The sequence below is a fragment of the Novosphingobium sp. IK01 genome (assembly GCF_033242265.1).
In the GTDB taxonomy this organism is placed as follows: Bacteria; Pseudomonadota; Alphaproteobacteria; order Sphingomonadales; family Sphingomonadaceae; genus Novosphingobium; species Novosphingobium pituita.
In genome coordinates this window covers 316346-331547 of the sequence record NZ_BTFW01000001.1, presented here as the reverse complement: position 1 = coordinate 331547, position 15202 = coordinate 316346, and the positions used below count along the sequence as shown (strand labels likewise).

Annotated in this window: 21 protein-coding genes and 1 tRNA gene; 3 read left to right on the top strand and 19 right to left on the bottom strand. The window is 65.8% G+C overall.

Features of this window, described 5'->3' with window-relative positions; all coding sequences use genetic code 11:
* Nucleotides 1-233: 233 nt before the first annotated feature.
* Nucleotides 234-310, top strand: a tRNA-Arg gene (locus SBI20_RS01535).
* A 17-nt stretch (nucleotides 311-327) separates the two neighbouring features.
* Here SBI20_RS01535 and SBI20_RS01530 read toward each other — a convergent pair.
* From SBI20_RS01530 to SBI20_RS01480, 11 genes are all read right to left on the bottom strand, one after another.
* On the bottom strand, nucleotides 328-1404 hold the full coding sequence (locus tag SBI20_RS01530; RefSeq protein ID WP_317973377.1) for a site-specific integrase: 1077 nt from the start codon (nucleotides 1402-1404) through the stop codon (nucleotides 328-330).
* Entirely contained in the window at nucleotides 1401-1595 is a 195-nt protein-coding gene (locus tag SBI20_RS01525; protein ID WP_317973376.1) for a hypothetical protein, read from the bottom strand. The genes SBI20_RS01530 and SBI20_RS01525 overlap by 4 nt, the downstream gene beginning before the upstream one ends.
* Nucleotides 1592-1765 (bottom strand): hypothetical protein, encoded by a 174-nt coding sequence (locus tag SBI20_RS01520; protein ID WP_317973375.1) that lies wholly within the window; start codon nucleotides 1763-1765, stop codon nucleotides 1592-1594. The genes SBI20_RS01525 and SBI20_RS01520 overlap by 4 nt, the downstream gene beginning before the upstream one ends.
* Before the next feature lie 196 nt (nucleotides 1766-1961).
* Nucleotides 1962-2204 (bottom strand): DUF2312 domain-containing protein, encoded by a 243-nt coding sequence (locus SBI20_RS01515; RefSeq protein WP_317973374.1) that lies wholly within the window; start codon nucleotides 2202-2204, stop codon nucleotides 1962-1964.
* Nucleotides 2205-2222: 18 nt separating this feature from the next.
* The gene (locus SBI20_RS01510; RefSeq protein ID WP_317973373.1) at nucleotides 2223-2711 is read right to left on the bottom strand and encodes a hypothetical protein; all 489 of its coding nucleotides are present in this window, start codon (nucleotides 2709-2711) and stop codon (nucleotides 2223-2225) included.
* A gap of 16 nt (nucleotides 2712-2727) precedes the next feature.
* Nucleotides 2728-5454, bottom strand: a complete 2727-nt coding sequence (locus SBI20_RS01505) for a toprim domain-containing protein (protein WP_317973372.1) — start codon at nucleotides 5452-5454, stop codon at nucleotides 2728-2730.
* 42 nt (nucleotides 5455-5496) lie between these two features.
* Nucleotides 5497-5670, bottom strand: coding sequence for a hypothetical protein (locus SBI20_RS01500; RefSeq protein WP_317973371.1), 174 nt, complete (start codon nucleotides 5668-5670; stop codon nucleotides 5497-5499).
* Between the two features lie 123 nt (nucleotides 5671-5793).
* Nucleotides 5794-6099 (bottom strand): ogr/Delta-like zinc finger family protein, encoded by a 306-nt coding sequence (locus SBI20_RS01495; protein ID WP_317973370.1) that lies wholly within the window; start codon nucleotides 6097-6099, stop codon nucleotides 5794-5796.
* Nucleotides 6099-6590: a hypothetical protein gene (locus SBI20_RS01490; RefSeq protein WP_317973369.1), complete on the bottom strand. Its 492-nt coding sequence runs from the start codon at nucleotides 6588-6590 to the stop codon at nucleotides 6099-6101. Before SBI20_RS01490 ends, SBI20_RS01495 begins: the two co-directional genes overlap by 1 nt.
* Nucleotides 6587-6871, bottom strand: a complete 285-nt coding sequence (locus SBI20_RS01485) for a carph-isopro domain-containing protein (protein WP_317973368.1) — start codon at nucleotides 6869-6871, stop codon at nucleotides 6587-6589. The genes SBI20_RS01490 and SBI20_RS01485 overlap by 4 nt, the downstream gene beginning before the upstream one ends.
* A gap of 93 nt (nucleotides 6872-6964) precedes the next feature.
* The gene (locus tag SBI20_RS01480) at nucleotides 6965-7306 is read right to left on the bottom strand and encodes a hypothetical protein (protein ID WP_317973367.1); all 342 of its coding nucleotides are present in this window, start codon (nucleotides 7304-7306) and stop codon (nucleotides 6965-6967) included.
* Nucleotides 7307-7847: 541 nt separating this feature from the next.
* Here SBI20_RS01480 and SBI20_RS01475 point away from each other — a divergent pair.
* Entirely contained in the window at nucleotides 7848-8180 is a 333-nt protein-coding gene (locus SBI20_RS01475) for a hypothetical protein (RefSeq protein ID WP_317973366.1), read from the top strand.
* 129 nt (nucleotides 8181-8309) lie between these two features.
* A complete protein-coding gene (locus tag SBI20_RS01470) occupies nucleotides 8310-8621 on the top strand; it encodes a hypothetical protein (RefSeq protein WP_317973365.1) in 312 nt (103 codons plus the stop codon).
* A gap of 35 nt (nucleotides 8622-8656) precedes the next feature.
* On the opposite strand, the gene SBI20_RS01465 is transcribed toward SBI20_RS01470, so the two are convergent.
* From SBI20_RS01465 to SBI20_RS01430, 8 genes are read right to left on the bottom strand one after another with little or no spacing between them, the layout of a single operon-like run.
* Nucleotides 8657-9667, bottom strand: coding sequence for a contractile injection system protein, VgrG/Pvc8 family (locus SBI20_RS01465; RefSeq protein WP_317973364.1), 1011 nt, complete (start codon nucleotides 9665-9667; stop codon nucleotides 8657-8659).
* Nucleotides 9664-10077, bottom strand: coding sequence for a phage tail protein (locus tag SBI20_RS01460; protein WP_317973363.1), 414 nt, complete (start codon nucleotides 10075-10077; stop codon nucleotides 9664-9666). The genes SBI20_RS01465 and SBI20_RS01460 overlap by 4 nt, the downstream gene beginning before the upstream one ends.
* Before the next feature lie 12 nt (nucleotides 10078-10089).
* Nucleotides 10090-12561 carry a phage tail tape measure protein gene (locus tag SBI20_RS01455; protein ID WP_317973362.1) on the bottom strand — a complete coding sequence of 824 codons (2472 nt, stop codon included), beginning with the start codon at nucleotides 12559-12561 and terminating at the stop codon, nucleotides 10090-10092.
* On the bottom strand, nucleotides 12561-12692 hold the full coding sequence (locus SBI20_RS01450; protein ID WP_317973361.1) for a GpE family phage tail protein: 132 nt from the start codon (nucleotides 12690-12692) through the stop codon (nucleotides 12561-12563). Before SBI20_RS01450 ends, SBI20_RS01455 begins: the two co-directional genes overlap by 1 nt.
* Nucleotides 12693-12700: 8 nt before the next feature.
* Complete coding sequence (locus SBI20_RS01445) at nucleotides 12701-13003, bottom strand: phage tail assembly protein (RefSeq protein WP_317973360.1); 303 nt, start codon at nucleotides 13001-13003, stop codon at nucleotides 12701-12703.
* Between the two features lie 28 nt (nucleotides 13004-13031).
* Entirely contained in the window at nucleotides 13032-13544 is a 513-nt protein-coding gene (locus SBI20_RS01440) for a phage major tail tube protein (protein ID WP_317973359.1), read from the bottom strand.
* A gap of 47 nt (nucleotides 13545-13591) precedes the next feature.
* The gene (locus SBI20_RS01435) at nucleotides 13592-14764 is read right to left on the bottom strand and encodes a phage tail sheath subtilisin-like domain-containing protein (protein ID WP_317973358.1); all 1173 of its coding nucleotides are present in this window, start codon (nucleotides 14762-14764) and stop codon (nucleotides 13592-13594) included.
* Nucleotides 14765-14816: 52 nt separating this feature from the next.
* Nucleotides 14817-15158 (bottom strand): GPW/gp25 family protein, encoded by a 342-nt coding sequence (locus tag SBI20_RS01430; protein WP_317973357.1) that lies wholly within the window; start codon nucleotides 15156-15158, stop codon nucleotides 14817-14819.
* Nucleotides 15159-15202: the final 44 nt, after the last annotated feature.

The following is a 15202-nucleotide window of genomic DNA, read 5'->3' as shown; positions in this document are numbered from 1 at the left end:
ATGCTGACGGTCGTTCATCTTCGAATCCATGAAAAATATTGTTCAGGAAAGACTTTTTACGGCAACGGCCCGGATACCGGAATGATGCTTCCCCCACCCCGGCGCGCAGCTCCCGGACTGGCGAACTGCCCGACAGGACCGCACGCCACAGGCAATCTGCGGATCGTTCATGGGGAAGAAGTGCTATCCTCATTTGCACCGGAGGCAAAGCCGCCTTATGGGCAGCCTTGCGCGCGCCCTTAGCTCAGCTGGATAGAGCATCGGCCTTCTAAGCCGGTGGTCGCAGGTTCGAATCCTGCAGGGCGCGCCAATCCGTATTTTTTCCTATTAATTTTCAGATACTTGCGAGACCGTAGCCAAATCGGAATCGCCACCCCTTAGCCAAACCACCTGAGACATTTTTGCCATGGCGCGGCGGGCAATCAGTGCCTGCTCGGCCTCTCGGGTGTAGCGCGCGACCTCGCTGTCGGTAACATGGCCGGTGATCGCCTTGATCTCCTGGTTCGTGAGTCCCGTCTCGGCCATGCGCCTCGACGCCGCTTTGCGCAGGCCATGCATCGAGTATCCGACCAGCCCGGCCGCCTTGGCCTGCTTGGCAAACCACATGCCGAAGCTCTTCGTGCTGAACAGCGCGCCCGCTTCGGTGGTGATGAAAGCCAGATGTGCCACCGGCATCGATGCGATGCTGGCCGCCAGCTCGGGATGGATCGGGATCATCATCGGGCGCCCGGTCTTGAGCTGCTTGACCGCGATCGCGCCGTCCCGAACGTGCTGGGGCCCCATGATGCGCACGTCGCTGCGTCGCTGGGCGGTGTAGAGCGCCAGATCGAAAGCCAGGCGCTGCTTTGTCCCACGCGGCCAGTGGGCCTCGAACTGCGCGATGTGCTCTTCCTGCCAAGTCGGGTAGCCCTGGGACTTGACCCTGATCCCGCTCACGACCGATGCCGGATTGTCCGCCCGCCAGCCCAGCTGAATCGAGAATTTGAAGAGCTGCCCGAGCCGCTTGCGCAGATTGTTCGCCGCACTGGGCGTCCCGCTCATCTGCGCGATCAGGTTTCCCACGTGCTTCGCAGTCATCTTGGAGGCCGAACGGCCACCGTACTTCGCGCGGAACCGCTCGATCTCGCCGCGATAGGTGTACTGGGTCGTTTCCTTGATATCCTGCCAGTGCTTCGATCTGTAGAAGCGCTCGATCAGGTCGTCGAACGAACCCGGCTTGGCCAGATCCTTGGCGATTTCCTTCCGGCCCTCGGCCTCCCATTCGCGATAGGCTGCCGTGAACTCGGGCGTGCCGGGCTCTGCATGGATATAGCGGGTCTCCCACCCTGTGCGCCGAAACCGAATGCGACGGATGCCATGCGCGTCCGTGAACGCGCTGGTGTATTTTGGCAGTACCTTATTCATTCGAGGTCGGCCCATTCATTATCGCTTTCGTCATCGGTGTTCGGCGCCATGATAATGACGATCTTGCCCGTTGGCTCCAATGTGATTCGTGCGCCAATCCCAACCTTGGCCACGCCGGCCGCGACATTGCAGGTCAGCTTCCGAACATCGGCATGGGTGAAGCGGTGTGGGCGTCTGCCCTCGGCGCTCATGTGCCCTTCCCCCGCCCCTTGAGGTGGCTGCATTCGGCGGTGTCCCATGGGGGCATGTGCTTCTGGCACTGCGCGAGGGCGCTGTAGCGCTCGATGCAGCCGGACAGGAGCAGGCACAGCACGGCCATGCGGGCCGCGCGCCAGTGCTGATGGGCCGGGCGGTGGATCATCCCCGCCCTCCTTTCAGGCCGGCCAGCGCCTGGGCGACGAGGAACGGGATCGCAATCAGCAAGGCGAGCAGAACCAGGGCGCGCGAGGCGCTTCTGATCGTGAAGCCGGCGCGGTGTCTGTGGGGGGCGACGGGCGCGCAGGCCCGGCATGGGCAGCCGATCGGGTGGACGGCGTTCGAGGGGCGAGCGGCCATGGTCAGTCGAGCCCCAGCGCGTTCTTGTAGATATCGGTGATGCTTTCCATTTCGCGGCGGTCGTCGGGGCGCATCTTGCGCAGGCGGACGATGAGCCGCATGACCTTGGTGTCGTAGCCGGTGGCCTTGGCCTCGTTGTAGACGTCGCGGATGTCGTCGCTGATCCCTTTCTTTTCTTCTTCAAGCCTTTCGATGCGCTCGATCAGGTGGCGCAGTTGCTCTTCGGTGGCGTTTGGCTGGGACATGGGATGCTCCTTGGAAGGTCAGGCGGCGATCTGGTGGCCGCGATCAGGTGTCTGGCGGGGGTGAGGATTGGGCAGGCGCGGCGGGAACACGCGGCGGCCGGTCTGGGCGCAGAGGGAGCAGATCCGCGGATCGGCCTGCGCCCATGTGCAGTCGAAGCCCTCGACATCGAGCTGCGGGGTCCACTCGTCCCACCCGCAGGCCCGGCACAGGCGCGGGTGCCGGTCGGCCGGGGTGTCGCAAAGCTGGCGGTAGACCGTCAGGCTGAGCGGGAACGAACGGGTCATGGACCACAGCCGCTTCATGCGGATGCCGACCGTCTCGATGCGGCGGAAGTTGCGCTCGACATCGGCCTGGTGCTCGCCATGGTGCCAGAACGGCCGGGCGGCCTGCGCGATGGAGAGCCCGGCGGCCTCGCGGCGCATGCGGATATAGTCCCAGGGCATGACCGCCGCCCCAACGGGATCGGGATCACCGATCATGGACAGAAGGGAGGGAACGCTGCGCATGGTCGTCCTTTCGCTTTCAGGAATGGGAGGCCGTCGCGCGCGAGCGATCGTGGAAGACCCAGCAACGGACCGGGGGCACGCCCTCGTTCCGCGAATTGACGGCGGTCTGCTCGACGAAGCGGCGGTTTTTGGAGGTCTTGAGCGCGCGGATCAGCTCGGCATGGGTGGGCAGCTCGAGGCGCTTTTCGGCGCAGCGGGCCTCCATTTCGTTGAGGCGGACCGCGATGATGCCCTCGGCATGGCGGCGGTGGTGGTTGATGTGGCCGCTCGGCGCCGCCGGATCCTCGTTCTCCTCGAGGTAGTCGAACCGCTCCCAGAACAGGGTGACGATGGGGTCTTCGCTGTTCACGGCCAGTTGCCGCTCGATCGCCATGTCGACGATGAACCTGGCCGTGGCGGCCTGCTGCTCGTCGGTGATCGGGAGCAGCGCGCGCAGCGCATCGAGGAAGGCGAGCAACTGCCCGTGGGTCTTGGCGAGGCGGTTAGTGCGGATGCCCGGCATCGCGAGCAGCTCCTCCTCGTACTGGGCAAAGGCCTGCCGGAAGCGGGCCATGACCTCGTTCTCGCGCTTGGCGGCGTGGACGATGAAGCCCGAGACGGTCTCGATCGGCCACTGCTCAAGCCGCTCGGCCGAGGCCTTGGTCTGGGCCGACCAGCCCGTCATGTCGAAGCCGAGCGACATGATGCGTTCGAGCACGGCCCGGCTCGCATTGACCGGCTCGTTCTGCTCGATGACGATCGCGCCCCGGAACGGCGGCTCGAAGGTTTCCATGCCCCCGTTGCGCACCCCGCGTGCGCGCACGGTGCGCCCGTTGTAGGCGGTCTTGAGTTCTTCCCACTCGAACTTGCGGGCGTGGCTGGCTTCCTCGCGGCGGTCGCCCTCTATCAGCACGACCGGCAGGTTGCCCACTTTGCCCAGGTTGCGCGCCATGGCGGCGGGCGTGGCCTTGGCCGGGTCGAAGCCTTCGTAGTTCTCGCGGCCCAGCAGCTTCCAGAGGAACTCGACCAGCGTGGTCTTGCCGGTGCCGGGCAGCCCGTGCATTTCGAGGAACGGGAAGCTCTTCATTTCGGTGCGGACCTGCTCGGCAAACAGCGATCCGAAGAAGAAGCTCAGGCACACCAGCCCCTTGGCGCCATAGGCGGTCCACAGATCGGCCAGCCAGCTGGTGTCGAGGCGGTCGGCGTCATACTCGATGTCGAGCAGTCGTTCCGAGGTGCCCAGCTTGATCGCCTGCTTGCCGATCTGGAAGAAATCGTCGTCGTTGGGCCGGAACACGCGGCCATTGGCGACCGCCAGTTGCCCGAAGACATAGGCCTTGGCCTCGCGGCAATAGCCGGTGAAACCGAGCGGGCGCACGTCGGGCAGATCGGGCGTCTGGTGCTGGAGGATGCGGGTCAACTGGGCGACGTTGCCGGTCCACACCCCGCCAAAGGCGAACAGCCGGTCTTCGAAGTTCGAGGACTTGCGCAGCTGGGCGGCGGTAAAATCGCCCTTGACCGGCGCGCGCTTGCTGCTGGGATAGCGGATGTCGAGGAAGAACTTGGTCTCGTCGGTCGCCTCGTCGCGCTGGCGATAGAGGACGCGGAACGCGCAATTGGCGATTTCCTCGACGCCCAGCGCCTCGCGCGAGGCTTCCATGCGGATGATCGCCTCTTCCCGGCTGTCGATGTCCTTCAACTCGCGGGTGCGCCCGCGCCGGTATTCGTCGATCTTTTCCTGCACGACCGAAATGTCGATCGAGCACCAGTAGGTCCGGTTTCCGAAATTGAAGTGGAAGCTGTTCCAGCGGTGCTTTTCCCAGATCAGGTAGGCCTTTTCCTGCGCGCTCTGGGCCAGCAGCACCTGCCCGTGCCACAGGTAGTCGGCGCAGTGGCTCTCGCCCAGGCGGTCGAGCCGGAGCAGGTCGTTCCAGTCCAGTTCCTTGCCCGTCTCGTCCTCGCCCATGGGCAGCGCGGCGCTGGCGTCCCAGCGGTCGTTGCGGGCCTGCTTCACGAAATCGCGGTTGCCCTTGGTGCCGGCGGGGCCGACATCGAAGGCAAAGATGATCTTCGGGCTGCGGTGCGGCTTGTCCGAGGCGGCGATATGCGTGCGCAACTGACGCAGGAACTCGGACGGATAGTTGTTCGACGACATCGTCGAGGCCGCGCGCTGGCCCGCCTGTTCGAGCGCCCAGGCATTGAAGATGCCCTCGGCAAACCAGATGCTGGCCGCGTTGGCGAAGTCTTCCATGGTCAGGTCGGGCCGGAACCATGCCTGCCCCTTGTAGGACTTGCGCGGCGCGAAATGGGCCTTGCGGTCAAACCGGCCGGGCTGGTCGATCAGGCGTTCCCACCAGCTTCCGCCCGGCAGCGGGAAGCGGACGGTGGCCGAGCCGATGCCCCGCCCCTCGTCGCGGAAATATTCCTGCGAATAGGCATCGCGCATGCCCATGAGGTTGAGGCCGCGCGCATCGGTCAGATAGGCATCGGCAGCGGCATGGGGGTTTTCTGGCGTCTTCTTGAAGCGCTTGGACCATGTGTCGAAGATCTCGGGATAGAGGTCGCGAATGGAGGCCTCCCAGCCACAGCGGTTGGCCCGGCCACACTTGAGCACCCACGGGCTTTCTGCGCGGGCATAGACCTCGCGCCCGTCGCATTCGGGGCACTTGCCGCCCTGGAGCCACTCGCCCTGGTCCTTCTTCCACTGGAAGTCGGTCTTCAGGAGGGGCATCAGTTCGCGGCGAATGTCGTCTCGCATCTGCATGGAAATTCTTGTCTTTCTGGAGGGATCGGGCGCGGCGCGCGCTTATGCCGGCAGCATGATCCACAAGGCGGCGAAGAGGGCGAACAGGGCTGGCAGGGCCGCCACGGACACGAAAAACTCGGTCCGCTCGGCACGCGGCAGGGCCAGCCAGAAGCCCCACCATGCGGCGAAGGCAGAAGGCGGGGCGCGGAATGGGGTGGATGGGGTGGGCAGCATGGGGATGCTCCGGGAAAGGGGCGGAAAAAGGCAAAGCGGGGGCACGCCCGGAAGCGAGCCGGGTCTGAGGTGAGCAGGCGGGAGGGTGTCAGGCCGCGCGGGCGGCCTGATGTTCGGGCCGGATCAGGGGGTGATGGCGGCGGTGCCCGGTTCGCTGGGCGGGCCGTCGTCGTTGGCGGCGCGGTCGTTGGCGGCGCTGTGCCATTGGGTCAGGGGCAGCTTGTGCCGGGGCATGGGGAAGCGGGAGGGCCGGGTCGTGCGGATGGCCTCCATCGACACCACGAACTGGTGCCCGCAAGCATCTGGGTTGCGGCAGTGATAGTAGACCTCGCGGTAGACGAGGCTTTTCTTGCCGACCGAGCGGGCAAAGGCGCGCCCGCCGCAGGCCGGACAGCAAACGTGTGGAAGTTGGACAGGACGCCCGGACATTATCGCATTTCCCCAGTGGCTTCGCGTCCGGCCCCAGTGCCGGGCAGAAGGGCTTTGAGCCGACCGAGAAGGCGCGGAAACAGCGCGTCGGCTTCTTCGGTCTCGGCAATCGCGCGATAGATCTGCGCGGGCGTGGCGCCGGGATGCAGCGCCTGAATGCAATGGCTGATGGCGTCGCCCGTCTCGCGGGTGGTCGCGGCGATGTCCTCGGCCAGCGCGGTGCGGCAGGCCACGGCATCGACCAGCGCGACATCGAGTTGCAGGCCATAGCTGAACAGGATCGGGCCATGATCGCCCCCGGCGGCGATGAACGCACGGTCGAGCGCCAGCGCCTGATCGAGCGAGGGCGTGCCATGGCGGTCGCTCTCGCTCCAGTGGCGCACGGTGCGGACCGAGCGCCCGCTGACTTTGGCCGCAGCCTCCCACCCGATGGCGGCGGCAATCGTGGTGATGGCCCGCGAAAACGAGAGCGGCGTGCGCAGCTTGGTCATGCCGCCACCTTCGCGCGTTGCGCTTTGCCGGGCTGATCGCAAACGACGGCACTGCCCCCGTTCGCTACATCAGGCGCAGGGCGACCAAGGGGAAAGACGACGTGTTCGGCGGTGAGCGGGAGACCTTGGGCCAGCCCCTTCTCCAGAACTTTGGCCTGCGTTTGCGCCGGAATATGCCCCGCGCGCTTCCACGCCATGACCTTGCTGGGGCTCTCGCCGAGCGCCCGCGCCATGGGGCGGATGCCGCCGAACAGGGTGAAGATTGAGCAAAGCTGTTCCATGGACAGCTTTGTGCAAAATAGTAACACAAAGGGCAAGCTTTAAATTGCACATACATTGTGCAAATTTTTTGCATGGCTAGGGCAGTGACAGCCTCAATCAACACCCGCCTCAAAGAACTCAGGAAAGCCGCCGTTCCGGCCCTCACGATCCGTGGGATGGCTGACGAACTCGGTATCGGCCATTCCCGCTATGCGTATTTCGAAGACCCGAAGCGCTTCAAAAAGCGCGAGCTTCCGCTCGACCTGACCCGGAAAATCGCTGCGGTTCTCAGCCAAAGAGGCGTTGATCCGGCCGAAGTGATGAAACTGGCAGGCCTCAACGAGGGGGAAGCCGAGCCGGAAGCCAAGGCTGTCGAAGCGACAAGAGCCCCGCTCCAGTTCATTTCCATTCAAGCCGTGCTTCCTAGTGAAGGTGCGCTGCGAGATATGTTCCATAGCCTGCTGGCCTTGGTTCCCGAGGGTGCATCGCGAGCCGAAACCGCTGAAATTCTAGCTCGATGGCTGCCAACTGGCTTCGCAGGGATCGGCCCCTATCTCCCCGATCCTTCGGCAAACGCCCCGACTGTGCCCGAATTTCGGCCTCCAGCAGCCCCCGCAAACGATCACGCATCGCCACAAGCGTAGCGCACCCCACACTACAAACCGGACACCCACACGCACACCCAGGCATAAGCCGAACCTCAGCCGCACCCACTCTATCTCACCTCAATTCGTTCACATTATGTTCTATCTGGCGCAATATGCGACTGTAGGAAAGGGAAAAAATTCCCAAAGCGTAAATCATTGTGAAGACTCGGTCCCGAGCATGGCCAGCCAAACAAATCTCCCGCCTGCATAGTGGGCTATGGGGCATTGGCAGCCATTCTTCCCTGTGGCGCATATCGGCAGCTTCCGCCCAATTGCGGACGAGTCCGGTAGCCCGTAACTATCGGTTGAGGCACGACAGCATTTTCGATGTGTGGGGGTGGCTTACCCGATGAGCGAGTTCGAGCGTGGCGAGGGAGTGCTCTATTTCCTCATAATTCCCCTGTGTGTCATCGTGTGGGCAATCCTCGCAGTAGTGTACCAAATTCCCCGGTTAGCCACGATGCTCATTCTGCCGAACGCAGCGTGCCTGGTGATACTACGTGCGACATGGCGCGGGTTCAAAACCGGCACCATTGTTTTGAAACGTGATCGTTACACAAGGGAAGAAAGGCCCTTTGGATATTGGTTTGCCATGTCCATTGCCTCTTGTGGTTCAGCCATGAGCTTGTTCTTTGCCGTGTTCGTGATCGACTTGGGGTTTTGGCTTGGCCTGTGGAAATAACCACAGGGAAGCTTCTGCAGACCTGCTCGTGAACTGGGTGCTGCCGCCCCTAACGGCAGTTAGCCACCATAACGAGACGGGCGGCTCGCGCCCCCTTGCGGGCATCCGCCCGAGCGATAGAAAATGCCTATGAACGTCTTGGTCGTCTTCGAGCCTGCCTACGCGGGCAGCCCCTGCGATGCAGTTTGGATCGTAGATTCGCCGGAAAACCGCGCGTGGTTTGAACGGCACTCGATGTACATCGATCAGAACAGCGCCGTGTTTAATCCAGTCTCCGCCCCCCTGAACATACTGTGGAACGTGTTAGAGCATCATCCGGCGTGGACGGAGATCAACGTAACGGGCGAGCAGATGACCCGTGAGATAGCTTCAGGCATTGCCGACGAGGCATCGATCCTGAACGAGACGCGCGAAGGTTTCAGCCTCAAGCGAGTTGGCTGAAGTCCGCTTTCCACCAAAATTGGCTCGTTTCCCCCCTACCCGGCCGTTTCCATCTTCAACTCGGTGATGAAACCGCCCGCATTGTCGAGGCGGTGGGTTACTTCGGTGATCAGCCATGGGGTGGCATCGATCTCGGGCTTGAAGCCGGTGAGGGTGACGCGGGCTTCGGGGATGGCGTCTGGGCGGCCCAGGGCGAGGCGCATGTCGAGGGTGGCGGGCGCGCGTTTGAGGCGGGTGTGTTCGGCGGTGGCGGCGCGGCGGGCGGTGGCTTCGTCGGGGTAGGTCTTGCGCAGGGTTTTCGCGCCTTCGGCCTTGCCCATGGTGACGGCGCGGTGGCGGGCGGCCTTGCGGTCGTGCCAGTGGGCGGTGACACCGGCCTGCCCGTCGCGCGTCTGGCGCTGCCATGAATGGCCATCGCCGCTGCGGCGGGTGAGCGCGAGGGTCGGCAGGGGCTGGCCCGTGCTGGTGGTGCCCGCGCCCTTGCGCGCGAAGATCAGGGTGCCGGTCTTGATGGTGGCGACGGCGTCGTTCTCGCGGCCGAGGCGGCGCAGAAAGGCGGTGTCGCTCTCGCGGCTCTGGTGGAGCGCGGGCAAGGCGATGGCGGCCAGATCGGGCGCGATGCGCAAGGCCAGGGCGTTGCGCCCGGCGATGTCCTGCAAGACGGTGCCCAGCGTGGTGTTCGCCCAGCTCTGTTCGCGGCGGTTGCGGATCGCGCTGGTAAAATCGGCGGCGCGCGCGCGGATGCGGATCTGGTCGGGCGGGCCGCTGTGGTTCACCTCGTCGACCTTGAAGCTGCCCTTGTGGACGAGGCCGGGGGCCACGTCGCGCCCCTGCTTCCACCCCAGCATGACCAGCAGGCGCGCGCCCTCGGGCGGGATCGCCAGCAGGCCATCGGCATCGTCGAGCACGATGTCGAGCTGGTCGGCCTCGTCCCCGCGTTTTTCCGAGATGGTCAGCGAGACCAGGCGCGGGCGCATGCGCTCGGTCAGGTCGGTGCCGTCGAGGGTGACGCGCCAGTCGGGGATATTGGTGAGGGCGTGGGTCATGCCATGCTCTGTGCGAGGTAAGCCCCGGCGGGATCGTCGACCCGCAGAAGGTCGATGGCAAAGTCGATCCGCAGCGGGCGGCCATCAGCCATGAGCCCGGCGTGGCGCTCGTCGATCGCCTCGATCACGAAGCTGCCGAAGACCAGCCCGCTGCCATCGAGCAGGGGCAGCGCCTCGCCCTGATCGGCCATTTCGCGCAACTGGTCGAGCGAGACGCGGCCATCGGTGATCTCGGCATAGACCGAGCCCGAAAGGCTGATTTTCTCGTCCCCTGCCCCCAGAAACTGCACAGCATCGCGCGCGCCCACGCGGGCCGAGCGGGCAAAGCGCCAGTCGGTCTTGCGCTGCAATTCGTCGTGGGCGAGCGTGGGGATCTGGAAGAGGAACAGGCCAAGGGCCATCAGGTGCATCGCGGGGCCTCCTTATCCATCACCAAACCCGCGCCCGCGCCGCTCGCGCTCGATGTCCTCGATGGCCTTGCGCACTTCGCGGGCGATGTCAGGCGCCGGGGCGGTTCCGGCGTTGATGGTGATCGTGTAGCTGGCCGGGGCGGCACTGGCGGTGGGCGCGCCCGGCCCCGGTGCGGGCGCGGGCATCGCGGCGGCGGGCACAGCCGCGCCGAGAGCCACGGCGCTGGCAATCTGGCCCGAGGCATCACCGATGCGCCCGAGCATGGCCCCGCCATCGGCGCGGAAGCCCGCGGTCATCGCGTCGGACAGGCTGGCGATGCGCTGGAGCGGCCCGGCGGTGTTGTCGGCCAGCCCCTGATCGAGCCCGGCCATCACAAAGCCGCCCAGCCCGGCAAAGACCCGCGAGGGCGAATGAATGCCCAGCTTCGCCTTGAGCAGGGTGACCAGCGAACTGCCAACGCCCGTGATCGTCGCCGCCACCGCGCCGAGCATCGAGGTGATCCCGTTGATCAGCCCCTGAATGAGATTGCGCCCGATCTCGGTAAAATTGAGCGATTGCAGATAGGCCAGCGCGGGCGCGAAGGCCTGAACCAGCAGGCCGAGCGGCGTGAAGGTCAGGAAGGCATTGACCAGAAACGCCAGCGCGCCCGAGGCCATGTCCCTGATGCCCTGCCAGATCCCGCCGAACCACGCGCTGATCGGCCCCCAGTTGTCGTAGACGAGATAGGCGGCGGCAGCGAGGGCGGCGATGCCCGCCACGATCAGCAGCAGCGGCCCCAGCGCGATGCCCAGCGGCGCGGCAGCAGCCGTCAGCGCCCCAAAGGCCAGCGCCAGCCCGCCCAGCAGGATCAGCAGCCCGGCCCCCACCCCCAGAAACAGCATGATCGCCTTGGTCATCGCCGGGTGCTCCTGCGCCCAGTGGCGCATGACATTGGCCGCCTCGGTCACTTTCTCCGACACGGCGACCACCGTGGGCAGCAGGGCCTGCCCCATGGTGATGTTGAGGCCCGAGAGCGCATTGGCGGCAAGGCCGGTCGCCCCTTGCGTGGTGGAGACCGCCGACAGGTATTCCTGATTCATCGACCCGGCATATTGGCTCTTGTCGCCCACCAGCGCGAAGTTGGCCTGCAACTGATCGAGGCTGGTGAGCATCGGGGCGATGGCCGCGACGCTCTCCGAGCCGAACAGGTCGGTCAGCGCGCCCGCCTGTGCCTCCTTGGGCAGGGCCTGAAGGCGCTTCATCACATCGGTAATCGTGCCGCCCGCGTCGCGCTGCATATCCTTGGCGACCTGCTGCGCATCGAGGCCGAGCGATTTGAAGGCATCGCGCTGCGATCTGGTCGCCGCCGCGCCCTTGGTGAGGGCCAGCATCATAGCCTTGATGCCCGTGGCACCCACTTCGGATTCCACGCCCACGCTCGACAGGACCTGACTCATCGCCGCGATCTGCGAGGCGGCAAGCCCGCCGACCTTGCCCAGCGGGCCGATCCGCGTGACCATGTCAGTCACCGCGCCGACATCTCCGCCAAAGCTGTTGGTCAGCGCGTTGATCTGGTCGGCCAGCGCGACAACGCCGGACTGGGGCAGTTCGAAGGCGGTGCGCCACTTGGCCATGGTCGTCCCGGCCTCTTCGGCGGTGCTGTCGAAGGCGACGCCCATCTTGGCGGCATCCTCGGCAAAGCCCAGCAATTCCTTGCGCGGCACGGCGGCCCGCCCGGCGGCGGCCACGATCTGGGCGATCCCCTCGGCCGACATCGGGATGCGGGTACTCATCTCCAGAATGTCGTCGGACATCTGGGCAAAGGCCTGGGGCATGGGGAAATTGACGACCTTGCGCACATCGGCCATCGCGCTTTCGAGCGTCATGGCCTGTTTGGTCGCCACCACCAGCGGCGCGGCGGTGGCCGTGCCGGCGGCGATGGCCGAGAGGCCCATGCCGGTGGCCTTCGAGCTGATCTCGCCCATCTTCTCCGACGCGCGGCGGGCGGCGTTGACCTTGTCGAGCTGGGCGGTCTGCTGGCGCAGGGTGGCGTTCGCCTCCTGCGTCCGGGTGGCAAGGCGTTCCTCGTGCCGGGCAAGGTCGAGCACGTCGATCCCGGCGGCGCTCAGCCCGGCGGACAGCTTTTGCAGCGCGGCCCCGCCCTGCTCCAGCCTCTGTGCGGTCTGGCCGGTCTGGCGCTCGACTTTCTCGAACTCGGCCCGCAGCTTCTTCGTGGGGGCTTCGGTCGCGTCCAATTGCTGGCGCAGGGCGGCCAGCCTTGTCTGCAAGGCCTCGTACTGGCGCGCGTCGTCCGCATAGCGGGTCTCGGCGGCCTTGTAGCGGCCCACCTGCTGCTGCTGCGCATCGAGCGCCTTGAGCTGCTCGTGCGTGCGCGCCAGATCCTGACGCGCGGCGGCCGAGGCGCCGGTGATCGACCGGAGCGGGCTGGTCAGCCTGTCCAGCCCTTCGAGGATGACTTGCAGGCGAAGGTTACGGTCGGCCATCAGCGTCTCGTTCGGGTTTCCGGGGAGCGAGACCGACGGGCGGCATGATCACGCCAGCCCATCAGGTCGGACAGGGCCATCGCCTCCATGGCGGCGGGCGGCCAGTGGAAGACGACCGCCACGTCGGCCATGGCATCGTCTACTGTGCGAGGGCATCCGTGCGCCGCGCTTTCTGCAACAAAAAACTGCCGATCTCGGCGCCGCAGGCGAGGAGGTCCGCCGGGTCCATGTTGGCCACTTCGGCGGGGCTGAGCGGGGGCAGCGTGATGCGCGGCAGCAGCACGCCGAGCGCATCGACCTTGAGCTGGCCCAGATCGACCAGGGCCAGCCCGCGCAACTCGCCCGCCCTGGGCTTGCGGATCTGAACGGTCTCGATGGTCTGTTCGCCGCGCTGGATCGGGGTGTCGAGCGTGACGGTGCGGAGCTGGGGGGTATCGGTCATCGGGGTATCCTGTCAGGCAAAAAGGGGATCAGAACAGGCCGAGCGCGCTGCGCTGCTGCGCCATGAGGTCGACGCCATCGACGATCTGGACCATGTTGAGCGGGTCGATCTCGATTTCCGTGCGGCCGTTCCAGATGAGCTTGTAGTAGGCGAGCGCCGAGGTGACCGTGAAATCCGCCGCCGAGCCGAGTTCCTGATCGCCCATCTCGATCTCGGCATGGCGGCCGCGCACGACGATCTCGATCGTGTCGCTCTGGCCGGTGTCCTGCTGCTGGTAGAAGCCGACGAAGCGCAGGTAGACGCCATTGACGCGCACCACGCCGAACTGGCGCAGCATCGCGCGCTCGGGGCCGCCGAAGACGGACTTCATCTCCAGCGCCTCCATGCCCATGTCGAGCTTGACCGGGGCAGACATGCCCCCGCCCCGGTATTCTTCGAGCTTGCGGGTGAGCGTGGGCAGGGTGACCGTCTTGACCTCGCCCACATAGGACTGGCCTTCGTTGAACAGCATCAGGTTCTGGAGCGTGCGGGGCAATCCCATCGGGGGTTCCTATGCAATGGGGAGGGAAGAAAACGCGGCGGCAGGCCTCAGCCGGCCTGCGAGAGCTGGCTGGCAAAATCGGCGAAATAGCTGTCGGTGATGCGCTGGTTGAAGCCGAGGTCTTCGAGCGGCGGGGGCACCGCATAATCGTAGTCGATCCGCAGCTTGCCCGCCTTGAGGCTGTCGACGGGGTTGTCGGTCTCGTCGAACCAGGCCTTCGCGCCCAGGATCACGCCCGAGGTCTTGAGATCGAGGAAGAAGCCGTTGACCGTCTCGACGATGTCGCGCGCGAGCGAGGGCGTGAGATCCTTGTCCATCGCCCAGACCATGCCGCGCGCCACGGTATCGGCCAGCAACTGGGCCACGCGCACGGTGCTCTCGAACACGAACAGCGGATCGTCGGCGCAAGTGCGGTTGCCCCAGAAGCGGAAGCCGCTGTCCGAGCGGATCAGCGCGGTGACTTGCGCGGCGTTGAGCACCCCGGCATCGCTGGCCATGTCCTCGATGTCCCAGTGAATGTCCTGCGTGAGGCCGACCACGCCCGAGACGGCGACGTTCGACAGGGTCTTGTGCGGGCCGGTCTGCTCGTCGATCAGCGCGCGCAGGCCCATGGCGCGGGCGGCGGCATAGCTGGTCACATTGGCGCTGGTGGCGGTGTCCCAGGCGAGGAAGTCGGGCATCAGCAGCATCAGCTCGCGCTCGCTGAAATTGGCGCGATAGGCGCTCGCCTCGGTGATCGTCGCGCCCAGCGCGCGGGCATAGACGAAGCCGCGCAGCTTCTTGGCGATCACCGCAAGCGCGGCGGTGATGGCCTGTGTCTCAAGGCCGGGCGCGCCCAGGATCTTCGGCTTCACGCCCAGCTGCGCCTGCGCGGCGAGCAGGGCCTGCATGCCGGTCTTCGTACCCTCGGCCGTGGTCGTGCCGATCACGTTGCTGGCGGTGGCCGCATCATCAGCCCCTTCGGCCACGCGCACCACGACCAGGACCGGGCGGGTCTGGTCGGCAATCGCGCGCAGCGAGCGGGCCAGCGTGCCGGCAAGACCGGCCTTGCCGATGGCGGTCTCGATGTCGGTCACGAGGACCGGGCGGTCGAGCGGGAAGGCATCGGCATCGGCGTCGGGCGCGGTGGCGACAAGGCCGAGGATCGCGGTGGAAACAGCGGTCAGCGTCCGGGCGCCGGTGCTGATCTCGGTCAGGGTGATACCATGTTTGAAGGGCATGAACGGGTTCCTTGAACGGGGTTGGAAGCGGGGCCGGGAGCCGGAATTGGTGTTACGGGGTGAGCGGGATGGACAGCCGCACGAGGGCATTGGCCGAGGCGGTGTCGGTGCGCCGGGCATCGAGCACGACTTGCGCGGAACCGGGCCGCTCCCCGACAACCAGGCCGACACGGCGCAGGCGCAGGCGATCCTCCCAGCGGGTGAGCGCGACAGCCGTGGCGGCATAGAGGCGCAGGATATTGGCGGGCGTCATGGGCTGGTCGATCAGCTCGGGCACCAGCGAACCATAGTCACGGCGCCCAACGCGCGTGCCCATGGGCGTCGAGAGAATGTCGGCAACCGACTGGCGAATATGGTCGAGGCCATCGAGCGATGCGCCAGTGGTGCGTGCCATGCCCGCCATCAGTCGCAATCCAGCCCGGAGCCGAATTTGAACCA